Here is a 23,161-nt window from a genome sequence, read left to right on the forward strand (position 1 = left end):
CGGCCCCTTCGGGTCCGCGAGTATTTCAGCACTGTGACGCTTCCGAAAATCGCCGGCGAAAGTTAAGTGAACCGGAATCGGTTGGGTTAGTCTCTCGGTCGTTCGTCCTGGGTGCAGCTCTGCACCGGCAGACGACGCACCGCCGCGTTCGGGCCGGCGGTTTGACGGGTGGCGACGTGGCCATCCGGATCTCGGGGAAGACAAACCACGGCCGACCCATACCGGCACGGGCGTGAACCACCATGCCCTGCCCTCGGGGTGGTCAAGCTCGACAAGGACAACAGGTGGCTCCCCACAAGCTCGCCGTATCCGATCATGCGCCCACAACGCGCACGCAGGATCTGGACTTACCGCACCCCCGTGCAGCCAACGCTCAGGCCGAGCGGACCCGGACGATCCCGGTGGCCATGGCCGCCGACCTCAACTACGCCAAGCCCATGTCGGTGGCGATCACGTCGCTGTTGGAGAACTCCGGGACCGACACCAGATACGACCTGAAGATCCTGGTGGCCGAGGAGTACCCGGCAGGCGTCCGCGACCAGATCCTCAGCTTCGAGAGTCGCTACCCGGGCAACACGATCACGTTCGTCGTCGTGGACGGCTTCGCCGACGTCAAGGTCAGCACCTCGCACCTGACGGCGCCTGCGTACTTCCGGCTCAAGCTGCCTGACCTCTTCCCCGACGTCGACAAGATCATCTACCTCGACGTCGACACCATCATCGAGAGCGATCTGTCCTCCCTCTACGGGCAGGACGTGCGTGACGTCTACGTCGCCGCGGTGCCGGCTGCCGTCTACCACCTCCGCTCGGCGGAGGCGGCCCGGGCGATGGGCCTCCCGTCCTTCGACCGCTACGTCAACTCCGGTGTCATGGTGATGAACCTGGAGAAGATGCGTGCCGACGGCCTGGTCGAGGAGTTCCTCGAGCTCTCCGCGAAGGAGTTCGACTCCGACGATCAGGACATCATCAACATCGTCTGCTACGACGGCCTCCGCCATCTTCCGCTCCGCTTCAACCTGATGACGAAGTACGGCCCCAAGAACGTCGAGGAGTTCTGGAGCAGACCGGCCGTCCAGCGGGTCTGGTCCCGCGACGAGTACGACGAGGCGATGAGCTCGCCGGTCATCATCCACTTCGCGGACAAGCGCAAGCCGTGGATGGATGTCTCGGCCGACTTCGCGGAACGATGGTGGCGGTACGCGGCCATGAGCCCGATGTGTGCCGAGATCGTGGCTACCTATCTCGCCGACGCGGTCTCCGAGGGAGCCGGGACGACCTCGGCCGTCCGCAAGCGGCTGAGAAGTCGGGTGGTGAACCTCGAGCAGGAGCTCCAGGGCCGTGATCAGGAGCTCGCCGACACCCGCGGCTCGGTGTCCTTCCGGATCGGGTCGCTGATGACGTCTGGACCTCGCGTCATCCGCAACTCGCTCAAGCGAGATGTCCGCTCGCCGCAGCCGTGAGCCGGCTCGATCGTAACCGGACCAACCGCGGGTCCGTCCGCACTGTCGTCACCCCAGAAACACAAGGAGGAACCATGCCTGCCGGTATGGGCGAGCAGCCGACCAACAAGCTCGGGCTGCGTCATCGGATGGTGCGCGTCGCGGAAGTGGACGGCGAACACAAGCTGGTGCTGTTCGGTCGTCCGACGAGCGGTGGCCCGGTCCTGTCCCGCTACACCCGGCTCCTGGACCGACAGTCGGGTCTGAACGCGAAGATCGAGCGTCTACGCGCTCGACTGGGCGAGCCTGCGGGCGACGAGCCAGAGGCCGGGCGGCCGTACTATCTCAGCCCCGACAGCGTTGAGCGGCTCAGCGTCGAGGAGATGGTCGAGACCCTGGCCGCGTACGACGTGGTCTCCTTCGACGTCTTCGACACGGCGCTCTACCGAGCGGTGGAGTTCCCGAAGGATGTCTTCCGGATCCTGGGCTCGAGGCTCGGCATCGACCGGTTCCCGAGCATCCGCAAGCAGGCGGAGGATCACGCGCGTCGGGAGAACGACAACCACAAGGGGTCCCGCGAGGTCACCCTCCGCGAGATCTATGCCGTGATGGAGGACCGTTACGGCGCCGACCCGGGGTGGGAGGTGCTGGAGCAGGACCTCGAGATCGAGCTGGCCGAAGCGAACCCGTACATCAAGGAGGTCTTCGATCGGCTCCTCGCCCAGGGCAAGACCATCGTGTTCACCTCCGACATGTACCTCTCGCGGGAGGTCATCGAGGAGATGCTCGTACGCAACGGATACGTGGGCTACGAGAAGATCTACCTGTCGAACGAGTACCTTCGCCGTAAGGGCGACGGCACGCTGCAGCAGGTTCTCCTGGAGTACTACGGCAGCGAGACGTCGATCGTCCACGTCGGCGACAATCTCGAGGCAGACGTCGAGCAGTCCGAGCGCGTCGGTCTTCCGGCTGTGTACAACCAGGACCAGCGGCGCCTCGTTCGGGAGCCGTACATGGAGACGCTGGCCGGCAGCTTCTACGGCGCGACCCTCAACAACTCGATCGCGTCCGGCATCTGGACCGAGGGCCTGCACTACACGCACGGCTACCGCGTCGGCGGTGTTCTGGCCGCCGGATTCTGTGAGTTCCTCGAGTCGGTCGTACGCGAGAAGGGCATCGACCGGATCCTGTTCTGCGGGCGCGACTGTGACGTGATCTCGCGCGTCTACGACCGCTTCTACGGCAGCGCGGACGGCGTCTACATCGACATCTCCCGCTACGCGGCCGCCGGGATCACCCTCGACCTGAACTTCGACGACTTCGTCGGGCGCTCCTTCTTCCGCTGGTTCAAGGAGTCCAACAACACCAAGACCATCGAGCAGCTCCTGATCGACACGGGGTTCGACTACCTGCTGCCGTACCTCGACAAGGCAGACATCGAGCGGTTCCTCTTCCCCGCCAGCGCCACCCGGCGACGTCTGGAGCAGTTCTTCTGGGACCACAAGCAGGTCATCGAGGAGCACAACCGCACCAGCATCGACGCGGCGAAGGAGTACTTCGGTGCGGCCGTCGGCGATGCCGAGCGGGTTCTGGTCGTCGACATCGGCTGGAGCGGCACCTGCATCACCGCCCTTCGGCACTTCTTCGGCACCGCGTTGGCTGACCGCGCTCTCGAGGTCCACGGCGCGCTGATGTGCACGAGCCGCACGGAACAGGTCACCGACATGGTCTCGGACGGCTTCATCAGCGCCTATGCCTACTCGCCGCTGGCGAATCTGGACCTGGCGAGGTTCATGATGCCGGGTGGGCCGAAGGCGGCGCGCAAGACGGACCTGCTGCACCACCCGCTCGAGTACCTGTTCACCGAGGTCGCCTCCAGCGTTGTCGGCTACGGGTTCGAGAAAGGCCGGGCTGTCGCCCTCCGTGGGAACAACGCTCCGCGCAACGTCGAGCAGATCACCGAGATGCAGCGCGGGATCGTCGACTTCGTCGAGGCGTACGTGAACCGTTCCAAGGGCTACCGGGACATCCGCCCGATCTCTGCCTACGTTGCGTTCAACCCGTTGAAGGCGGCGATCGAGAACGAGTCGTACTCCCACGAGGTCTACAAGGACTTCCTCTACGACGCCACCCCAGCCTTGTTCGGCGAGGAGACGCACACCGAACGATTCGGTGACCTGTTCGACCTCGGTGGACCGATCCAGGCCCTCGAGCCTGCTGCCGCGTCGGAGGACTCCGCTCCGGTCTCGCGTTCGCGGCGCATCGTGTTCGTGTCGCCCGAGATGACCTACACCGGCACGCCCCGAAGCCTGCACCGGATGTGCACGGTGGCGATGTCCCTGGGGTACGAGCCGGTGGTCTGGACCGCGAAGCCCGGCCCCTTCTCGAAGGAGTTCGCAGCTATCGGCATCTCCGTGAAGGTGATGCGTGCCGGCCAGCTGGGTCCGAAGCGGATCAACAAGCTCATCGAGAGCGGTGTCGAGCTCGTCGTGTGCAACACGGTGGCGACGGACGACTACGTGCGCGCCCTGGAGGGTCGGATCCCGCTCGTCTGGTACGTCCGTGAGGCGACCAACCTGCCTGACTTCTTCGCCGCGGCCCCGGAGCGCCAGGAGACGCTCCGCCAGAGCCGCAGCATCTGCGTGGTCAGCGAGTACGCCGCCGCGGCCGTCGCGGAGCACGCCGAAGGCCCCGTCGAGGTGGTGCGCAACAGCGTCGTGGACGTCTCGGAGTACGCCCAGCCGTACGAGATCGCCGCCGGCGGCCGGTTCAAGTTCGTCCAGCTCGGCACCATCGAGCACCGCAAGGGATACGACGTCTTCATCGCCGCCTACAAGGCCATGCCGGAGGAGTACCGGGCTCGCGCGGAGCTGCACTTCGCCGGTGGGTTCATCAACAGCGGCACCTCGGTCAGCTCCTACGTGTTCGGCCAGATCGCAGAGGAGGAGAACATCCACTACCACGGTGTGATCTCCGAGGAGCGAGAGAAGATCGAGCTCCTCTCACAGATGGACACCGTGGTCGTCGCCTCGCGCGATGAGTCGTGCTCCTTGGTGGCGCTCGAGGGAGCGATGCTGTCCAAGCCCTTGATCGTGACGGAGAACGTCGGCGCCAAGTACATGGTCGGCGACGCGAACGGCCTGGTGGTCGACACCGGCGACGTGATGTCGCTGCGCGCCGCCTTCATGGCCATGATGGACAAGGACTCCTCGACGCTCGAGGCGATGGGCCGCGCGTCCCGCAGGGCGTACGACCAGCGGGCCAGCATGGATGCCTACACCAAGGACCTGGGAGCCCTCTTCGAGCGCCGGATCGCCGCTGGTTCCGGCCGCAGGATCCAGCCGGTCACCTCGAAGGCCGCGCGACGCCGTGGAGGAGCTCCTTCAGCCACCCGGGACGTGGTGGTGTCGCTGACCTCGATTCCTCACCGGATGCTCACCATCGGCCAGTGCATCGACTCCCTGCTGGAGCAGACGAAGCGGCCCGACAAGGTGCTCCTGTGGCTCTCCACGGAGAACTTCCCCAACCGAGAGGCCGACGTCCCGAGCGAGGTCCTGGAACGTCAGGACGACTGCTTCCGGATCCGCTGGGTGGACGGCGACATCGCGCCGCACAAGAAGTACTTCTACGCCGTGCAGGAGTATCCCGACGCACTCGTCGTCACCGTCGACGACGACGTCGTCTACGACGAGAACCTCGTCGAGACCCTGTACGAGGGCCACCTGGCGAACCCGCGGGCCATCATCTGTCAGCGGGCCAACCTGGCCATGTTCCGGCCCGACGGCACCCTTCGTTCCTACGACGGCTGGGTCTACGACTGCAACTACCTGCGTGGCAAGGCGAGCTACCAGCTCCTGCCGACGGGGATCGGCGGGGTGCTCTACCCGCCGCACTCGCTGCCTGCTGCGACCTTCGACCTCGAGGCGCTCTCCGAGACCGCGCTGTACGCCGACGACCTGTGGCTCAAGGCGATGGCGACCGCCAACGGCTACCCGGTCTGGATGCCGCGCGAGCGTGCCGGCTACCAGCAGATCCAGGAGGCCCAGACCGTCGCCCTGTGGCGCCGCAACGCGTTCCAGGGCAACAACGACCTCGTCCTGGACAAGGTGCTCGGCCACCTCGAGCAGGGCGTGGGGGTCTCCCGCGACGCCCTCCTGCAGCGCATCCGAGGTGTCGCGGACGACGGTCGCGTGATCGGCCCGGACGACGTCGACACGGCGCCGCTTCTGTGACGGCCATGACGATGCACGTGGACGAGTGAGCTTCATGACGACGGTGACGAGCCCGCGGTCGGCCGATGCCCGTACGACATCGAGCGCGCAGGCGCAGGCAGGTGCGTTCCGGCCGGACATCCAGGCGCTGCGCGCGATCGCGGTCCTCTCCGTGTTCGCCTACCACCTCGCTCCAGGCCGGCTGAGCGGCGGGTACGTCGGTGTGGACGTGTTCTTCGTCATCTCCGGGTTCCTCATCGGGAGTCACCTCCTCCGGGAGATGGAGACGACCGGTCGCATTCGCCTGGGCGCGTTCTGGGCCCGGCGAGCGAAACGGCTTCTGCCGGCGTCGCTCCTCGTCCTGCTGGTGAGCGCCGTCGCGACCTTCGTCTGGGTGCCGAGAAGTCTCTGGTCGCAGTTCCTGACCGAGACCGCCGCGTCGAGCCTTTACGTCGAGAACTGGCGGCTCGCCTGGGCGAGCGTGGACTACCTCGCCGCCGACAACAAGCCTTCCCCGGTCCAGCACTTCTGGAGTCTCTCCGTCGAGGAGCAGTTCTACGCGTTCACGCCGCTCCTGCTGCTCTTCGTGGTGGTGCTCTCCCGGTTGATCGGCCCCGGGTCGTACGTCACGACCCGGCGACTCGCCGGATCGCTGTTCGCACTCATCGCCTGCGCCTCCTTCACCTACGGCGTCTGGCTCACTGCGAACACCCCGGAGGCCTACTTCTCCACCTTCACCCGGGCCTGGGAGTTCGCCGCCGGAGTTCTCATCGGGTTGTTGCCGATGGTCGCCTCGAGGAGGGCGCGCGCTCTGGGGGTGGCGCTGGGCCTTGCTCTGATCGCGGCGGCGGCGACGCGCTTCACCAGCGGCACGCCATTTCCAGGGGTCGCCGCCCTGGTTCCGGTGAGCGGCGCCGCACTCGCCATCTGGCTCGGCCGGGGTACGTTCCTCGCCCGCATCGGGTCGTGGCGGCCTGTGTCCGTCGTCGGAGACACCTCGTACGCCATCTACCTCTGGCACTGGCCGCTCATCATCCTGGTGCCGTACATCAGCGGTGCGCCGCTGAACGTGGGGACGAAGCTGCTGATCCTCTGCGTGACCTTCCCGCTCGCGTGGCTCAGCACGACTCAGTGGGAGAACCGTGTGCGCTTCTCCGCAAGACTTCTTGGCGGACGTTCGCCGCGATCGGTCGGCCTGTGGAGTGCAGCGGCCATGGTGGTCGTGCTGGCCGTCGCGGCTACGGGGCTGGCAACGCAGGCGATCAGCGCAGCGGAGTCGGAACGTAAGGCAACCGCCCTGCTCTCCCGAAACCTGCCCTGTCTGGGTGCCGCCGAGCTCGCCGATCCGACCTGCGAGAACCCCGACCTGGACGGCGTCCTCGTCCCGAACCCGTCCGACCTCGAAGCAGACCAGGCGAACCGAGGAGAGTGCTGGTCGAGCTCGGCCGCCAGGACCGGTGACGTCGTCATGTGCCGGCTCGGTCCGAAGACCGGCTACAGCAGGCGACTGCTCGCGGTCGGCGACTCCCACAACGACCAGCTGGTCGGGGCGTATGAGGACATCGCGCACGAGTTCGGGTGGCGGATCGACGTCGCCGGCCGAGTCGGCTGCTACTGGACGGAGTCGGACCTCCAGAAGAACAGCACCGCGGACCATCGGATGTGCCAGGAGTGGCGGCGTGGCATCAGCGCGTACGTCGAGAAGGCCGATGACCTCGACGCGATCCTGACCTCCAAGGCGAGAAACTCCTCTCCGATCCTGGCCGGTGACGAGGTGACGACCTCGGTCGCCGAGACCGCTGACGGGCTGGCCCGCGCGTGGGCGCACCGGCGAGCCCCTCGAAAGGTGCCCGTGATCGCGATCGAGGACAACCCGGCGATGCCGGAAGGAACGATGGCCTGCGTGGAGGCGAAGCTGCTCGACGCGGCCTCAGCCTGTGCGCAGCCGCGCCGAAAGGTCCTTCCGCCCTCTGGGCTGGCAGAGGCCGTGGCCATCGACCCCAACGCGGTGCTCGTGGACCTCACGGACCTCTACTGCGAACCGAGGCTCTGCCGGCCGGTCGTCGGTCACGTCATCGTCTACCGTGACGACGGTGAGCACCTGACCCTCACCTATACGCGAACCCTTGCGCCGTACCTGGGCCGCGCCATCGAGGACGCCTTGTGACAAGCCTCGAGCGTCGCGGAACCGGTTGCGTCCCATCCTTGCGTTGCGAAAGTGATCACGAATGATTGACAGCACGACATCCTCGGCCCAGATGACGGCGATCGAGGCCGCCGGGCGGAGCTATGCGGTCTGTGTCCCGCACGCCGCGACGGACTACATCCAGTCGAACCTGGTGCGAACCGGCCGCCCGTACGAGGAGCAGATGCTCGAGGCGATGGTCGCTGCTCTCGAGCCAGGAGAGCTCGTGGTCGACGTCGGTGCGAACATCGGCAACCACACCCTGTACCTGGCGGTGGTCGGAGGGCTCGACGTCGTCGCGTACGAGCCGAATCCCGAGCTGGTCGCCGGAATCGACGCCAGCGTCGAGGCCAACCAGCTCGACGGCCGTGTCGTCGTCCGCGAGGTCGGCGTCCACGCGAAGTCCGCGCGCGGCACGTTGGCGGACCTCGATGCGACGAACCTGGGGGCGCAGTCGGTCGCAGTCGCGGACGACGAGGGCGACTTCGCGGTCGTCGCGCTCGACGACGAGCAGTTCCCGACCCGGGTGGCGGCGCTCAAGATCGACGTCGAAGGGGCCGAGATCGATGTGCTCGCCGGCGCGGTCGAGCTCATCGCCCGCGACCGCCCTCTCCTCTACGTCGAGTGCGGGACACTGGCGGGATACCAGGAGGTCTCCTCCTGGGCGCGTCGGATGGGCTACTCCCAGACCGGCACCTACAACCTCACCCCGACCCACGTCTTCCGCCCCGCCACGGGGACACCCGAGGAGGCAGAGGTGGTTGCAGCGCTGGTGGCGGCGACCGAGGAGATCTACCGCCTGAACTCGTTGAAGCGGTCGCTCCGTGACCAGATCAGCGAGTTCGAGAAGCGGGACCGTCGGTCGGCCGCGGAGAAGGGCCTCTCGCAGTGAGGGCTGCCCGCCGGGTGAGAGGGCTGCTGCGGGGCAGGCCCACGCTCAGTGTGGTCGTGCCGGTCTACAACGTGGCTGCGTACGTCGAGAAGAGCCTGCGCAGCATCCTGGCCCAGCCGCGAACCGAGATCTCGAAGCTCGAGTTGATCGTCGTCGACGACGGCTCGACCGACGGTTCTGCGCAGATCCTGCGGCGACTGGCCGCGGAGGAGTCCCGCGTCACGGTCATCACCCAACCGAACTCGGGAGTGTCACGAGCGCGTCACACCGGGATCGACGCCGCGACCGGAGAGCTGCTGACGTTCGTCGACCCCGACGACACCCTTCCGCACGATGCGTGGTCGGCGATGGTGCGGTCGCTGCGGCGTACGGGTTCGGACTTCGCGGTCGGCGCGGCCGAGCGGGTCGCGGACGAGGGTGGGGTGGAGCGCAGGTTCATGACGCCGCTGATGCGCCGCAACCACGCGGAGGAACGCCTCAGGTGCCGGATCGAGGACGCACCGCTGATGCTCGCCGACATCTTCGTGTGGAACAAGATCTTCCGGCGGTCGTTCTGGACGGAGAACGCGATCGCCTTCCCCGAGCGCACTCGCTACCAGGACCAGGTCGCGCTCACCCAGGCGTTCCTCGCCGCGGACTCCTTCGACGTCATCACGGAGATCGTCTACGACTGGCAGGTCCGCTCCGACCGGTCCTCGGCGACGCAGCGGCGAGCGCAGATCGCGAACCTCGTCGAGCGGATCGACACCAAGCGCCAGACGATCGACCTCGTACGCGCGGCCGGCTCGGCGAAGCTCATGGAGACGCTGCTCGTCGAGGTCTTGCCGATCGACATGTGGGAGCACTTCCGCGCGGCAGTCCACCCCGACACCGAGGACCCGAGCCGCTACTGGAAGCTGCTGCGCGGCGCCGTCCTGGAGTTCTGGTACGAGGCCGGGGTGCCGTTCGAGAAGACCGCGGTTCCGCCTGCCCAGCGGCTGATGGCGTGGCTGGTCGCCCAGAACCGGGCCGAGGACCTCGTCGCGCTGATCGCGATGATCGACAGGTACGGCGCGCGGGCGGCATTTCGGCAGCATCCGTGGCGCAACGATCCGGCGCTGCCCCCGGTTCTGGGCAACATCGAGAAGGTCGGTGGGAGTGCCCTGCTGACGCGGCAACCAATGCGTGGATAGGCTCGGCCCCGTGCGAGAACGTTTCCGGTTGACCCCAGGCGGTCGTTACCCCCACGAGCCCTGGTTCCACATCGGTTCATTGGGGGTGACCACGACGTGGCTCGTGGTCTTCGCGAGCATCGTCGGGCTGGTCCTGTTCGCCGTGATGGGTGGCCAGGGTGTGCTGGCCGGGCTGGCCCTGATCCAGCCCAACCTCGCCGATCTGAAGCTGTGGACGCTGATCACCTGGCCGTTCGCCTACCCGCAGTTCAGCATCTTCGACGTCTTGGCGATCTTCTTCTTCTGGTACTTCGGCTCCGACCTCGAGCGCAACGAGCTCGGCCGGGTCCGGTTCGCCTGGCTGCTGGTGGCGTTCACCGCGGTGCTCTCGTTCCTGGCCGTCCTCTTCGGCGCGGTGCTGGACCCGACCTACGTCCTCGCCGGCCTCGGGATGCTGGAGATGATGGTGGTGCTGCTGTGGATCGCGCAGTGGCCCGACCGGATGTTCATGTTCAACATCCCGGCCTGGCTCTTCGGCGTGATCCTCGTCGGCATCCAGCTGATCCAGTACCTCGGCTACCGCAGCTGGGTGATGCTGCTGGTCTTCGTCGTCGGCCTCTTCGTCAACGCCTTCGTGGCGCGCCAGTTCGGGCTGCTCGAACGGTTCGCCTGGATCCCACAGGTGGCCGGCGGTCCGGGGCAGCCGAAGGCGGCCAAGCCCGCCAAGGCCAAGAAGCGCAAGTCCGGCCCGACCGTGGTCACCGGTCCCTGGGAGTCCTCGACCGTCTCCAAGGACGACCAGCGGATGGACGAGCTCCTCGACAAGATCCACGCCGAGGGCGCCGACTCGCTGACCAGCAAGGAGAAGAAGGAGCTCATGCAGCTGCGTGAGCGCCGCCGCCGCGGCTGAGCCGAAGTTGAGTGCGATGCGCTCAAGTTTTGCCCGAAATGCGGTGGAATCCGCTGGCTCGCATGGTCGGAAGTCCCGGCTTTGGACGCCCGACGTTGACGCTCGCCGATTACGGTGTCACTCTTGTAGACGGCCCGGTATCGCGGGAACTTCTAGTGATTCCAACGAAGGAAACGTATTCATGGCGAAGGCGCTGATCGGTTACATGAGCAGCGACCTGCGGACTCCCGCCCACCTCACGGCCGAGAATGCTCGGCTTCGTGCGCGTGTGCGTGAGCTCGAGGATCTCGTTCTGTCGCTGAAGACGGAGAACGACGCTCTGGTCGCGGCTCACACCGCCGACCTGGACACCTCGATGCAGGAGATGCAGCCCGCCTGACCTGCGGGCAACTCTGCAACACCACGAGCGAGAGCTATTTCCAAGGCTGGCCTCGTTCAGGGGGAACCGACTCTGTACGCAGGGTCGGTTTCGACCTTTTCGGGTATCGAGCAGCTCGACCACCGGGGGCGGATGGTCGCCGAGCGTTCACCTGAGGTTCGGTCGGCGGGCGTCCAGGACTTCCCGGCGTCGCTACGCTCGCGCGGTTCGCCGCCGTCGGCGGCCCGTACCGTGATCCCCCAGGAGCCCTCCGTTGTCCTCGTTGCGTCAGAACCCGGTCCTGCGTTCCGCGGCCCGCCGCCTGCCCGACCCGCTCAAGGAGCAGATCAGGGCGGCGTTGGCCCGCCGTGAGCGGCGCCGCCGCAAGCCGGTCATCGGGCTCGCCGGGTTCTTCGGAGCCGGCAACTACGGCGACGAGCTGTTCCTGTCGGTCTACGAGCAGTACTTCGGCGAGGAGTTCGAGCTGCGGGTGCTCGCCGACAACATGACCAAGCCCTACTACGACCGGCCGCTGCCCGAGATCGTGGACGAGGTCGACGCGATCCTCATCGGTGGTGGCGACATCCTGCAGCCGTGGCAGGCCGACCCGCGCTACTTCAACCACAAGATGCTGGCCAAGCCCGTCTTCGTGGTCGGCATCGGCGTGCCGATCTACCAGAACACCGAGATCAAGCCGCACATCATCGAGCGGCACAAGAAGTTCCTCGAGCACCCCAACGTGAAGTTCATCGGCGTCCGCGACCAGCCGACCGCCGACTGGGTCCTCGCCAACATCTCCGCCGACCTGGACATCAAGGTCGCCCCCGACATGGTCTGCTCGCTCGACCTTCCCGCGGCGTCCAGGCCCGAGGGCGCGCCGATCCTCGGCGTGGTCACCCGCTACCGCCCCAACCTCGAGGAGCCCGACGACTACTCGCGCATCGAGGAGATGGCCGGCAAGGCGATCGCGGAGGGCTGGCGCGTACGCCACCTCATCCTCGGCACGATGGACGTCGGCCGCCGCGACGTGTCCAACGCGGACGACCTCGACATCCCGGGCAAGGAGGTCGTCTACACCGAGGACCTCGACGAGCTCACCCGGACGATCGGGGAGTGCACCGCGTTCGCGAGCATGAAGTTCCACGGCTCGGTGGTGGCCACGATGTACGGCGTGCCGTCGATCGTGATGATCGCGACCAACAAGAACCGCAACTTCATGAAGCGCATCGGGCTGGAGGCCAACGTCTCCGCCTTCGACGCCGCCGACCTGGCCGAGAGGTTCGCCGACCGGGTCGTCCCGGATCCCGAGGCGGTCGCGGGGCTGCGTACGGCCGCCGACGCTCACCTGCGGGAGCTGCGGGCCGAGGTGAAGCAGACGCTCGGTCTCTGAGAGGCTCGACCGACGGCGCAAGGTCCCCAGATCGACAGCCCCGGCGGGTTATCCTCGACCCGCTGGGGTTCCCCTGGGCAGCGGCGATTAGATTTGCTGGCTCACCTCAGCCACGCTGATGTGTTGCGAACTGTGTACGACCACGTGGTCCTGAGCCGGGGGAGAAGCCGATGTACCTCAAGCGTCTGACGCTGAAGGGTTTCAAGTCGTTCGCCTCCGCCACGACCCTCGAGCTCGAACCGGGGATCACCTGCATCGTCGGCCCCAACGGCTCGGGCAAGTCCAACGTCGTCGACGCGCTCGCCTGGGTCATGGGCGAGCAGGGCGCCAAGAGCCTGCGCGGCGGCAAGATGGAGGACGTCATCTTCGCCGGCACCTCCGGGCGCGCCCCGCTGGGCCGGGCCGAGGTCTCCCTGACGATCGACAACACCGACGGCGCGCTGCCGATCGAGTACGCCGAGGTCACCATCTCGCGCACGATGTTCCGCAACGGCGGCTCGGAGTACGCGATCAACTCCCAACCATGCCGGCTGCTCGACGTCCAGGACCTGCTCAGTGACTCCGGTATCGGCCGCGAGATGCACGTCATCGTCGGCCAAGGCCAGCTCGACACGATCCTGCGCGCTACCCCCGAGGACCGGCGCGGCTTCATCGAGGAGGCCGCCGGCGTCCTCAAGCACCGCAAGCGCAAGGAGAAGGCGCTGCGCAAGCTCGACTCCACGCAGGTCAACCTGGACCGGCTCCAGGACCTGCTCGTCGAGATCCGCCGCCAGCTCAAGCCGCTCGGCCGCCAGGCGGAGGTCGCCCGGCAGGCGCAGACGGTGCAGATGGACGTACGCGACGCCAAGGCCCGCATCTACGCCGACGACCTGGTCACCGCCAAGACCGAGCTCGACAAGGAGCTCGCCGACGAGGGCGCGCTGCTGGCCCGGCGCGCCGAGGTCGAGGAGACCATCACGGAGGGGCGCGAGCAGGAGGCTGTCCTGGAGGCGGCGCTGCGCGAGGACCTGCCGGCGCTGGCCGCGGCACAGGAGACCTGGTTCGCGCTGAACTCCCTGCGCGAGCGGCTGCGAGGCACGCAGTCGCTGGCCACCGAGCGGGTGCGCAACGCGGCCGGCTCCGAGGATCTGGAGGTGCGCCAGGGGCGCGACCCCGAGGAGCTCGAGGCCCAGGCCGAGGTGGCCCGCGAGCAGGAGGAGACGGCCGACGCCGAGGTCGAGGAGCTTCGCTACTCCCTCGAGGAGGCGGTCGAGTCCCGCAAGGCTTCCGAGGATGCCGCGGCCGAGGAGGAGCGCCGGGTCAAGGGCCTCGAGCGCGCCGCTGCCGACCGTCGTGAGGGGCTGGCCCGGTTGACGGGTCAGGTCAACGCGCTCAAGTCGCGGGCCGCTGCCGCCGACGACGAGGTGGGGCGCCTGACCGCTGCTCGCGAGGAGGCGCTGGCGCGTGCCGAGCGGGCGCAGCGCGACTTCACCGCCCTGGAGACCAAGGTCGCCGGGCTGGACGCGGGCGAGGAGGGCCTCGACGCCGAGCACGAGGCCGCCGCGGCCGTGCTCGAGGACCTCGAGGAGCGACTCGCCAAGCTGCAGGCTGAGGCTCAGCAGGCCGACCGGGACCGCTCCACGCTGGCAGCCCGCAAGGACGCCCTGGAGATGGGTCTGAACCGCAAGGACGGCGCCGGTGCGCTGCTCGGCTCCGACCTCCCGGGGGTGCTGGGGTCGGTCGCCTCGCTGCTGGCGGTGCGCTCCGGCTACGAGGCCGCGGTCGCGGCCGCGCTCGGGAGTGCGTCGGACGCGGTCGTCGTCTCCTCCTCCGAGGAGGCCATCGGCGCGATCGAGCATCTCAAGACCGAGGACCTCGGCCGGGCCGGACTGCTTCTGGGCGGCTCGCCCGAGGAGACCGGCGGTTGGCCGGCGCTGCCCGCCGGCGCTGCGTACGCCCTGGACGTGGTGGAGTGCCAGGCGGTGCTGCGGCCCGCGGTGGCTCGCCTGCTCGACAAGGTGGCGGTGGTCGAGGACCTCGCCGCCGCACAGACGCTGGTCGCGGCCTCGCCGGAGATCACCGCGGTGACCCGCGAGGGCGACCTGATCGGCGCCCACTTCGCCTCCGGCGGCTCCTCGTCGGTGCCGAGCCTGATCGAGGTACAGGCCGCGGTCGACGAGGCCACCGCCCAGCTCGCCGAGGCCCACGCGGTCTCCGAGCGGGCCACCTTCGAGACCTCCCGCCTGGAGTCGGAGCGGCTGGCCGCGCAGAAGCGGGTCGACGTCGCGCTGGCCAAGCTGCACGAGTCCGACGCGACCCTGGCCGCCGTGGCCGAGGAGCTCGGCCAGTTCGGTGCGCAGTCGCGGGCGGCGCGCGGCGAGGCCGAGCGGCTGCTGGCGGCCGTCACCCAGGCTCAGGAGGCCCGCGAGAACGCCGTCGCCGGGCTCGCCGAGCTCGAGGAGCGGCTCGCGATGGCCGAGGAGGACCCCGAGGACGAGCCCGACGTCAGCGCCCGCGAGGAGCTGGCCCAGGCGGCCCGCGACGCACGACAGCGTGAGATGGACGCCCGGCTGGCGCTGCGTACCTCTGAGGAGCGCGCCCGCGCGCTGGCCGGCCGTGCCGACGGGCTGCTCCGCGCGGCCCGTCAGGAGCGCGAGCAGCGTGCCAAGGCGGCCGCCCGGCGCGAGCAGATGCGCCGCGAGGGCGAGGCCGCGCGAGCGGTCGGGACCGCGGTGGCGTACGCGCTGGATCGTCTGGAGGTCTCGGTGCAGCAGGCCGCTCGGGCCCGCACCGAGATCGAGGAGTCCCGCGCCGGTCGGGAGCAGGCGCTGCGGGAGTGCCGCTCGCTGCTGCGCAACCTCGGCAAGGAGCTCGAGGAGCTGGTCAACTCCGTCCACCGCGACGAGATGGCCCGCGCCCAGCAGCGGATGCGGATCGAGCAGCTCGAGGAGCGGATCCTCGAGGAGCTCGGTCTCGACGCCGAGGCGATCGTGAAGGACTACGGCCCCGACCAGCTGGTCCCGCAGCACCCCGACGAGGACGGCAACGAGCGCGAGCCGATCGCCTACGTCCGAGCCGAGCAGGCCAAGCGGCTCAAGATCGCCGAGAAGAACCTGCGCGCGCTGGGCAAGGTCAACCCGCTGGCCCTGGAGGAGTTCGCCGCGATGGAGGAGCGTCACAAGTTCCTCACCGAGCAGCTCGAGGACCTCAAGCAGACCCGCAAGGACCTCCTCGACATCGTCAAGGAGGTCGACAACCGGGTCGAGCAGGTCTTCACCGAGGCCTGGGAGGACGTACGCGTCGCCTTCGACCACGTCTTCGCGCGGCTCTTCCCGGGCGGTGAGGGCCGCCTGGTCCTCACCGACCCGGAGAACATGCTCACCACCGGCATCGAGGTCGAGGCCCGGCCGCCGGGCAAGAAGGTCAAGCGGCTCTCGCTGCTCTCCGGCGGCGAGCGGTCCCTGGTGGCCGTCGCGTTCCTGGTCTCCCTCTTCAAGGCGCGGCCGAGCCCGTTCTACATCCTCGACGAGGTCGAGGCCGCTCTCGACGACACCAACCTCGGCCGGCTCCTGGAGATCTACGAGGAGCTGCGCGAGAACTCCCAGCTGATGGTGATCACCCACCAGAAGCGCACCATGGAGGTCGGCGACGCCCTCTACGGCGTCACCATGCGCGGCGACGGTGTCACCACCGTCATCTCGCAGCGCCTCCGCGACGCCCAGCCGGCCTGACCGAGGCTCCGCCCATCACCCCTGCTCGCGGCTCAGCGGCCGCGGCGGCAGGTGCGGATGAGGCAGGAGGTCGACGCGACGTACGCCGCACTGCGCGCAGCGCACATAGAGGATGAGGCCTTCCGAGGTCTGATGGCTGGACTCGGTGAGCCAGCCGTGCTCATGGGTGGCGTCCGTGCGCCGGGACTCCTCGGTTGCGCTGTCGGTCATGGTCGCCACTCTGCTGTAATGGTCTTATGCATCTCAACCCTTACGGTGAGTACGCCGTGCTCATGGCCGCTTCGCTCGCCGACGACTGGCCCGAGGACCGGGCCGGGATCGAGGCCCGGACCCGGGAGTTCGGGATGACGATGGACTTCGCCGAGGCTTCGGACGACCACAGGCGTACTCGACAGGTGATCGAGGAATGGCTTCGCGTCGTCGACGCGCCGGAGCCGGGGGAGAGGGCCCGACTGCTCAATGAGCTGATGGCGCAGGCGACCGCGTATCCGAGGCTGACCGATCACGACCGGGAGGGGTGGCACCTCCACTTCCGCGACGACGCCAACGACTCGCTTCCTGACGTGCTGCGAGCGGTGATCAGCGTGGGCACCGCGCTGCATCTGACCACTCGGGGCATCCATCGCCTGGGCAGGTGCGAAGCGGGGATGGTGGAGGGGGACCCATGCTCGTCGGTGGTCGTGGACGTCACCCGCAACGGACGGCAGCGCTACTGCTCGGTCCGCTGTGCCAACCGCGCTGCGGTCCGCCGGCACCGCGCCCGGCGCTCCCTGACCGCCCCCTGATCGGCGCTGTGAGGTCGAGTCGCTGACGGCTGGGGCGGACCCGGGGCACACTGGCCCCATGAAGTCCGTGTCCGACGGAGGCCGTCCTGAGCTGCGGGTGCGCCTTGCCGCCGAGGCCGCGAGCGTGCCTGGTGCGCGCAGATTCGTCACCGACGGGCTCGTGGAGTGGGGTCGTGAGCATCTCGTCGACGATGCCGCCCTGTGCATCACCGAGATGGCGGCGAACTCAGCCCTGCACAGCGGCAGCCCCTATATGCACATCCGTCTGTGCGACCTCGAACCGGCGGTGCGGCTCAGCGTCGAGGACGACGGTGCCTTGATCCCGCTCCCAGCCGTCGCCCCACCTCCTGTCCAGAGCCAGGGCACCACCGGGCGCGGGCTTGCGATCGTCTCGGTGCTGGCGAAGTCGTGGGGGATCGAGGAGCATGTCGACGGGCGACGGATCTGGGCCGAGATCGCCGGCGACGGCGTCGAGCACGACGTACGACCGCCCACGGTGAGGTACGGCGAGAAGGCGATGCCGGAGCCCGTCGCCCTTCCCACGGACTGGGTCACCGTGCGACTGCCTGCCTGCCCGGTGCAGCTGGGGCTCCAGATCGACCAGCGGCTCGACGATCTGGTCCGTGAGCTCCAGCTCATCGACTCCGAGGACGGCCCGACCCCGCCGCGCGAGCTCGGCGAACTCATCGAGCGGCTGGTGACCCGGCCGGCCTTCGCACGTCACATGGGTCGTCGGATCGCTCTGGACGCAGCCGCGGCGGGGCTGGAGTACGTCGACATCGAGATGACCCTTCCCCGCGAGATGGGCCCCATGCTGCGAGAGCTGCTGGCTGCCGACAACCTGGCCGACGAGATCAGCGAGACCCACCAGCTGCTCACCCTGCGCTCCACGCCGGAGATGGTGTCGCTGCGGACCTGGTTCACCGAGAGCATCGTCGGTCAGGCGGAGAAGGACGCCGACCCGGTGCCGTACGACGAGTGGGTGCAGGCGAACGGCGAGCCCGGGTGAGGGTGAGCCCCAGGAGGAACTCGATCTGCAGGGCGGGTCTCGACCGGCTCGACCACTAGCGGGGGTGGGTTCGATGAACCGTCGATGAACCCGTGATGAAGGCATGTAGGGAAGCCTTCCGAGTGGTCAAGTTGGGGTCTTTTCGCTGCCTAGAATCCTGCGGTCACCGGCCAACCGGGGCACCGGCGAGACGTGTTCTCGGCGTTCGGGGGATCGTCACGGTTAAGTACTTTTGAGGACCCCACCACATGCCTTCGACCCTGCTGTCGTTCCCCTACTACCGGAGCAACCCCTACCTCACGATGCTCACCGTGGCACCGCGGGCGGCGGGCTGGGACGTGGTCGAGGGAGTGCAGGGGCTGCACCGGCTCGAGGCTCGTGCGGGGCACATGGGGCGGGGCGACGTGCTCCACGTCCACTGGACCTCGCCGGTGACCGCCGGTTGCGAGAGCCTCGAGGAGGCCTGGGCCAACGCCGCGCGGTTCGAGGACGTGCTGAGCGGTCTGCGCGACCGTGGCGCCGACGTGCTGTGGACGGTGCACAACTCGATCGCCCACGAGGCCGACTACGTCGATGTCGAGCTTGCGGTCGCCAAGGCGCTGGCGAGCTACGCGACCCGGATCATCCAGCTCAACCCGGCCACCGTCGAGGAGACCGCCGCCTACTACGCGCTCCCGCCGGACAAGGTCGTCGACCTGCCGCACTCGTCCTACCTCGGCGTCTATCCCGACGGTGGCGACGACGCCGCCTCGCGCGAGCGCATCGGGGTCCCGCAGGGAGTGCCGACGGTCGGCTTCATCGGTCAGATCCGGGCGTACAAGGGCCTCGACGTCCTGTGCCGGGCGGTCGAGATCGCCGCTGAGCAGGTGCCCGACCTGACCTTCGTCGTGGCCGGCAAGGTGGTGCCTGCCGCAGACGTGGAGACGGTCGAGGAGATGCTCTCGGCGCCGAACATCGTCAAGCGGCTCGGGTTCGTCGAGACCGCCGACTTCTCCGACTGGATGCGGGCCAGCGACGTGGTGGCGCTGCCGTACCGCCGCATCCTCAACTCCGGCTCGCTGCTGGCCGCCGGCACCTTCGGCCGCACCGCCCTCATCCCCGAGGACACCCCGGTCGCGCGGCAGTTCGCCGACCAGCCGTGGGTGGTGACGTACGCCCCGGAGCCCGATGAGCCGGTTGCGCTGGCGGCGGCGATCCTGGAGGCCCTCGACGGGCAGGAGTCGCGGCATCGAGCCGCTCACGAGTTCACACGCACGTACACGCCCTACGACATGTCGCGGGACTACCTGCGGCTGCTCGACGGGCTGGGCCACGACGGGAAGGACGCCCGATGACCACGCCCGAGCTCTCCGTCGTCGTCCCGACGCACGATGTCGGCCTGTGGGTCGGGGACCTGCTCTCCTCGATCCTCGAGGACCAGTCCACGCCTGCCGATCCGGTGGACCTGGAGGTCATCGTCGTCGATGACGCCTCGGCCGACGACACGTTCGAGATCGTCGAGGCGTACGCCGCCCGCGACCCGCGCCTGCGGGTGGTCCGCTCGCCCGGCAAGGGCGGGGGACAGGCGCGCAACCACGGGGTCTCGCTGGCGCGGGGACGCTTCCTCGCGTTCGCGGACGGTGACGACCTGGTGCCCCGTGGGGCGTACGCCGCGATGCTGCGCAAGACCCGGGAGACCGGCTCGGACATGGTCGTCGGCCGGTTCTTCAAGCTCTTCAGCGACCGGGTCTGGTGGCCGGTGCGGGCGTGGCCGGCCTTCGACGAGGAGCGCACCCTGGTGAGGCTGGCCGACGCGCCGTCGGCGCTGCGCAACCGGGCCTGCTGGAACCGGGTCTTCCGGCGCGACTTCTGGGACTCCGCCCGGATCGAGTTCCCCGACGCCTCGCGGTCCAACGACATCGAGCCGATGGTGCACGCGCTGACCACGGCCCGCTTCGACATCGTGACCGAGACGGTCTACGTCTACCGTGACCGGCCCGGGCCGGGGTCGATGACGGCGAAGTCGCACTCCCCGGCGGGGATCATCAGCTACCTCGAGCAGGAGCTGCGCTGCGCCCGCCGGATCGTCGCGCTCGGCGACCCGGAGGTGCGCGCGGAGTATGCCTCGCTGATCTTCGACGCCGACGGCTGGATGGCGATCGTGCGCGCGCTGCGCGGCATGGCCGTGATCGACCCGGTGGCGCTCGAGCCGGCGCGGGCGCTGATCGCAGAGCTGGTCGGGCTCTTCGACGACGGCGTGGTCGACGACCTGGAGCGCGACAAACGGTGGGGTTGGCGGCTGGTCGTCTCGGGTCAGTGGGCCACCGCCGCCCGGCTGATCGGCGACGACGTCCGTTGGGGCGACCGGAGCGTCGCCGACGTCCTGGAGACGCTGCAGCTGATCGCCGACAGCGGCGTGGTGCCGCTGCGTACGCTCCAGCGGCCGCTTGTCAACGCCGTCGCGTCGATCTCGCTGGGCGACGAGACGCTGGTCGCGGACGACCTCGCCGACATGGTGCTCAAGCACCGCGACCTGTTCACCGCGGTCGCCGAGGCGGTCGCAGCGGAGGAGGAGGCGCCGGTCTGGCGGCTGGCTCGGATCATGGCCGCCCTCGACGACGGCCCCGAGCTGCTGCGCCAGGTGGTCTCGGGCGCGACCGATCCGGTGACAGCCACCTCGCTCTCGCTCGTGGACGGGCGTGCGCACCTGAAGCTGGCACACACGATGGTGGGCGCCGAGCGGCTCCGCGTGGTGTTCCTCCACGACCGCCGACGCCGAGCCCTGGACTACACCGCCGCCGAGCTCGCCTCCGGGCAGCTCGAGGTGGCCCTGCCGACCGCCGCCCTCTCGGGCGGTCGCTGGCGGGTCCGGTTCGAGGGCCGCGACGCGCTGGGTGACTTCGACGGGCCGGTCATCATCCACGAGGACGTCATCGGCGAGCGGATCGGCGAGCGCGCCCAGATCGTCCAGCTCGACGGCCGCCCGCGCCACGGGATCGAGATCCCGCTGACGTTCGGTGAACGGGGCGTCCGCAAGGCCCGCCGGGTGGCGGGCCGGATCGTCCGCAGGGTGCGCCGGTGACCGCAACCGCCGTCGCACCCGCCACGGCCGAGCACGCCACGCCGGTGCGGGACAAGCGGCCGGAGATCCAGGCGCTGCGTACCGCTGCGGTGCTGGGGGTCGTGCTCTTCCACCTGTGGCCGGGGGCGATCCGCGGCGGGTACGCCGGGGTGGACGTCTTCTTCGTCATCTCGGGATTCCTGATCACCTCCCACCTGGTGCGGGAGGCCGCCAAGCCCGGCGGGGTGCGGCTGGGCGCCTTCTGGGCCCGCCGGATCCGTCGGCTGCTGCCGGCGGCGCTGCTGGTGCTCGTGTGCGGTGCGGTGGCGACGTACGTCCTGGTGCCGGAGGCCCTGTGGCAGCAGTTCCTGCGGGAGACGGTCGCGGCCGCCTTCTACGTGGAGAACTGGCAGCTGTCCTGGGCCGCGGTCGACTACCTCGCCGCCGAGGACCCGCCCTCGCCCGCGCAGCACTACTGGTCGCTCTCGGTGGAGGAGCAGTTCTACGTCCTGTGGCCGCTGCTCATCGTCGCGGCCGCGTTCCTCACCCGGCGCCGGGCCGAGCTGCGGCTCCCGGCGATCCGGGCGATCATCGCCGCGGTCCTCGTGGCCAGCTTCGCGGCGTCGGTCCTCATCACCGCGACCGACGGGGCCTCCGCGTACTTCGTGACCCACACCCGCGCCTGGGAGTTCGCCGTCGGCGGCCTCCTGGCCGTGCTGCCGGTCTCGCTGAGCCGGGCACCCGCGCGGTGGGCGGGGCCGGCCGCGGCAGTCGGCTGGATCGGGCTGCTCGGTGCGCTGATCCTCTTCCGCGAGTCGCTGCCGTTCCCGGGCTGGGTGGCGTTGCTGCCGGTCCTCGGCACCGCCCTGGTCATCTGGGCGGGCGCGGTGCGCGGCGCCGGTGCAGCAGTCGTCGGCAACCCGGTCGTGCAGTGGGTCGGGACGGTCTCCTACTCGCTCTACCTGTGGCACTGGCCGCTCGTCGTCGTGGTCCCGACGACCGGTCCGGTGCTCGGCACCTGGCTGCGCGAGCCGCTGATCCTGCTGGTCACCCTCGGGCTCTCGGCGCTCTCCTATCGGTTCGTGGAGACGCCGTTCCGCACCGGGCGGGTCCTGGGGACATCGATGCGGGCCTACCTCTTCGCCATCGTCGGGATGGTGCTGGTCGCCGCCGTCGCCGTGCCCGGGATCGTCCACGGCCGCAACCTGGTCGAGCAGAGCCGGGAGCAGGCGAACGCGCTGGCCTCGGGTGACGTCGCGTGCTTCGGTGCGTCGGCGCTCCTGGAGTCCTGCGAGAACCCGGAGCTCGACGGGGTGCTGCTGCCCGCCCCGATCGCCCGCAAGGACGACACCGGCACCGCCTATGACTGCTATCTCACCGAGCGCCGGACCTACGCCGCCGACGCCCGCCCCCAGGTCTGCCACCTCGGCTCGACCGAGCCCGACGCGCTCCGCGTCGCTCTGGTCGGCGACTCCCACGCGGCCTCGCTGATTCCCGGTCTGTCCCGGATCGCGAAGGACTCGGGATGGTCGGTCGACGTGATGGTCGCCAACGGCGGCGGCCTGGTCGCGCCCGAGGCCGGCGACGAGCGCCGTGCCTACCGGGAGGCGCTGCTCGCCCGGCTCACCGGCGAGGAGGCGTACGACGTCGTGCTGGTCACCCAGCGGCGCAGCCCGTCCCTGGCGGCCGGTGAGCCCGACCCGGTCGTCGACCGGCTCGTCGGGGCCTGGCGGCCGGTGATGAAGCGGGGCACGAAGGTCGTCGCGCTCGCCGACAACCCCATGGTGACCTCCGAGGCGATGACCTGCCTCGACGGCGCCGAGTCGTTCGCGGAGGCGTCGGCGTGCGAGATGACCCGCCAGGAGGCGTACGCCACCTCCGACCCGCTCCCCGAAGCCGTCCGTCGAGCCGGCGCCGGGGCCTCGCTGGTCGACCTGTCCGCCGCCTACTGCACGGACGATCGGTGCCCGCTGGTGATCGGCCACGTGCTGGCCTACCGCGACCAGACCCACATCACCGCGACCTTCTCCAAGACGCTGGCGCCCCACCTGGTCGAGGCCGTCGAGGAGTCACTCTCCTAG

Annotated in this window: 15 protein-coding genes; 14 read left to right on the plus strand and 1 reads right to left on the minus strand. The window is 69.1% G+C overall.

The window, feature by feature from the left end; all coding sequences use genetic code 11:
• Positions 1–407: 407 nt before the first annotated feature.
• From BLT25_RS20045 to smc, 9 genes are all read left to right on the plus strand, one after another.
• Positions 408–1,460, plus strand: a complete 1,053-nt coding sequence (locus BLT25_RS20045) for a glycosyltransferase family 8 protein (protein WP_176884085.1) — start codon at positions 408–410, stop codon at positions 1,458–1,460.
• Between the two features lie 74 nt (positions 1,461–1,534).
• A complete protein-coding gene (locus tag BLT25_RS20050) occupies positions 1,535–5,671 on the plus strand; it encodes a glycosyltransferase (protein ID WP_091049613.1) in 4,137 nt (1,378 codons plus the stop codon).
• Between the two features lie 34 nt (positions 5,672–5,705).
• Entirely contained in the window at positions 5,706–7,817 is a 2,112-nt protein-coding gene (locus BLT25_RS20055) for an acyltransferase family protein (protein ID WP_143033803.1), read from the plus strand.
• A 91-nt stretch (positions 7,818–7,908) separates the two neighbouring features.
• A complete protein-coding gene (locus BLT25_RS20060) occupies positions 7,909–8,727 on the plus strand; it encodes an FkbM family methyltransferase (RefSeq protein WP_176884087.1) in 819 nt (272 codons plus the stop codon).
• Entirely contained in the window at positions 8,724–9,899 is a 1,176-nt protein-coding gene (locus BLT25_RS20065) for a glycosyltransferase family 2 protein (RefSeq protein ID WP_091049621.1), read from the plus strand. The genes BLT25_RS20060 and BLT25_RS20065 overlap by 4 nt, the downstream gene beginning before the upstream one ends.
• An 85-nt stretch (positions 9,900–9,984) precedes the next feature.
• Positions 9,985–10,788: a DUF6576 domain-containing protein gene (locus tag BLT25_RS20070; RefSeq protein WP_091049623.1), complete on the plus strand. Its 804-nt coding sequence runs from the start codon at positions 9,985–9,987 to the stop codon at positions 10,786–10,788.
• 181 nt (positions 10,789–10,969) lie between these two features.
• A complete protein-coding gene (locus BLT25_RS20075; RefSeq protein WP_045548398.1) occupies positions 10,970–11,167 on the plus strand; it encodes a hypothetical protein in 198 nt (65 codons plus the stop codon).
• A 253-nt stretch (positions 11,168–11,420) separates the two neighbouring features.
• Positions 11,421–12,536 carry a polysaccharide pyruvyl transferase family protein gene (locus BLT25_RS20080; RefSeq protein WP_091049626.1) on the plus strand — a complete coding sequence of 372 codons (1,116 nt, stop codon included), beginning with the start codon at positions 11,421–11,423 and terminating at the stop codon, positions 12,534–12,536.
• A 170-nt stretch (positions 12,537–12,706) separates the two neighbouring features.
• The gene (smc, locus tag BLT25_RS20085) at positions 12,707–16,246 is read left to right on the plus strand and encodes a chromosome segregation protein SMC (RefSeq protein ID WP_091049629.1); all 3,540 of its coding nucleotides are present in this window, start codon (positions 12,707–12,709) and stop codon (positions 16,244–16,246) included.
• Between the two features lie 15 nt (positions 16,247–16,261).
• Here smc and BLT25_RS20090 read toward each other — a convergent pair whose 3' ends face one another.
• The gene (locus BLT25_RS20090; RefSeq protein ID WP_176884089.1) at positions 16,262–16,456 is read right to left on the minus strand and encodes a hypothetical protein; all 195 of its coding nucleotides are present in this window, start codon (positions 16,454–16,456) and stop codon (positions 16,262–16,264) included.
• Positions 16,457–16,482: 26 nt separating this feature from the next.
• On the opposite strand from BLT25_RS20090, the gene BLT25_RS20095 reads away from it, so the two are divergent.
• From BLT25_RS20095 to BLT25_RS20115, 5 genes are all read left to right on the plus strand, one after another.
• Entirely contained in the window at positions 16,483–17,031 is a 549-nt protein-coding gene (locus BLT25_RS20095; RefSeq protein WP_091049633.1) for a CGNR zinc finger domain-containing protein, read from the plus strand.
• Positions 17,032–17,089: 58 nt separating this feature from the next.
• The gene (locus BLT25_RS20100) at positions 17,090–18,040 is read left to right on the plus strand and encodes an ATP-binding protein (RefSeq protein ID WP_091049635.1); all 951 of its coding nucleotides are present in this window, start codon (positions 17,090–17,092) and stop codon (positions 18,038–18,040) included.
• Between the two features lie 248 nt (positions 18,041–18,288).
• Positions 18,289–19,374 (plus strand): glycosyltransferase, encoded by a 1,086-nt coding sequence (locus BLT25_RS20105; protein WP_091049638.1) that lies wholly within the window; start codon positions 18,289–18,291, stop codon positions 19,372–19,374.
• Complete coding sequence (locus tag BLT25_RS20110; protein WP_091049640.1) at positions 19,371–21,101, plus strand: glycosyltransferase family 2 protein; 1,731 nt, start codon at positions 19,371–19,373, stop codon at positions 21,099–21,101. The genes BLT25_RS20105 and BLT25_RS20110 overlap by 4 nt, the downstream gene beginning before the upstream one ends.
• Complete coding sequence (locus BLT25_RS20115; protein ID WP_091049642.1) at positions 21,098–23,161, plus strand: acyltransferase family protein; 2,064 nt, start codon at positions 21,098–21,100, stop codon at positions 23,159–23,161. The genes BLT25_RS20110 and BLT25_RS20115 overlap by 4 nt, the downstream gene beginning before the upstream one ends.

Origin of the sequence: Nocardioides sp. YR527 (assembly GCF_900101045.1) — a bacterium.
Lineage (GTDB): Bacteria > Actinomycetota > Actinomycetes > Propionibacteriales > Nocardioidaceae > Nocardioides.

Bases quoted from the DNA above. Each gene is read 5' to 3' on its own strand.
- BLT25_RS20045 (WP_176884085.1), top strand. From the start codon at position 408: ATGGCCGCCGACCTCAACTACGCCAAGCCCATGTCGGTGGCGATCACG.
- BLT25_RS20050 (WP_091049613.1), top strand. From the start codon at position 1,535: ATGCCTGCCGGTATGGGCGAGCAGCCGACCAACAAGCTCGGGCTGCGT.
- BLT25_RS20055 (WP_143033803.1), top strand. From the start codon at position 5,706: ATGACGACGGTGACGAGCCCGCGGTCGGCCGATGCCCGTACGACATCG.
- BLT25_RS20060 (WP_176884087.1), top strand. From the start codon at position 7,909: ATGACGGCGATCGAGGCCGCCGGGCGGAGCTATGCGGTCTGTGTCCCG.
- BLT25_RS20075 (WP_045548398.1), top strand. From the start codon at position 10,970: ATGGCGAAGGCGCTGATCGGTTACATGAGCAGCGACCTGCGGACTCCC.
- smc (WP_091049629.1), top strand. From the start codon at position 12,707: ATGTACCTCAAGCGTCTGACGCTGAAGGGTTTCAAGTCGTTCGCCTCC.
- BLT25_RS20090 (WP_176884089.1), bottom strand. From the start codon at position 16,456: ATGACCGACAGCGCAACCGAGGAGTCCCGGCGCACGGACGCCACCCAT.
- BLT25_RS20095 (WP_091049633.1), top strand. From the start codon at position 16,483: ATGCATCTCAACCCTTACGGTGAGTACGCCGTGCTCATGGCCGCTTCG.
- BLT25_RS20100 (WP_091049635.1), top strand. From the start codon at position 17,090: ATGAAGTCCGTGTCCGACGGAGGCCGTCCTGAGCTGCGGGTGCGCCTT.
- BLT25_RS20105 (WP_091049638.1), top strand. From the start codon at position 18,289: ATGCCTTCGACCCTGCTGTCGTTCCCCTACTACCGGAGCAACCCCTAC.
- BLT25_RS20110 (WP_091049640.1), top strand. From the start codon at position 19,371: ATGACCACGCCCGAGCTCTCCGTCGTCGTCCCGACGCACGATGTCGGC.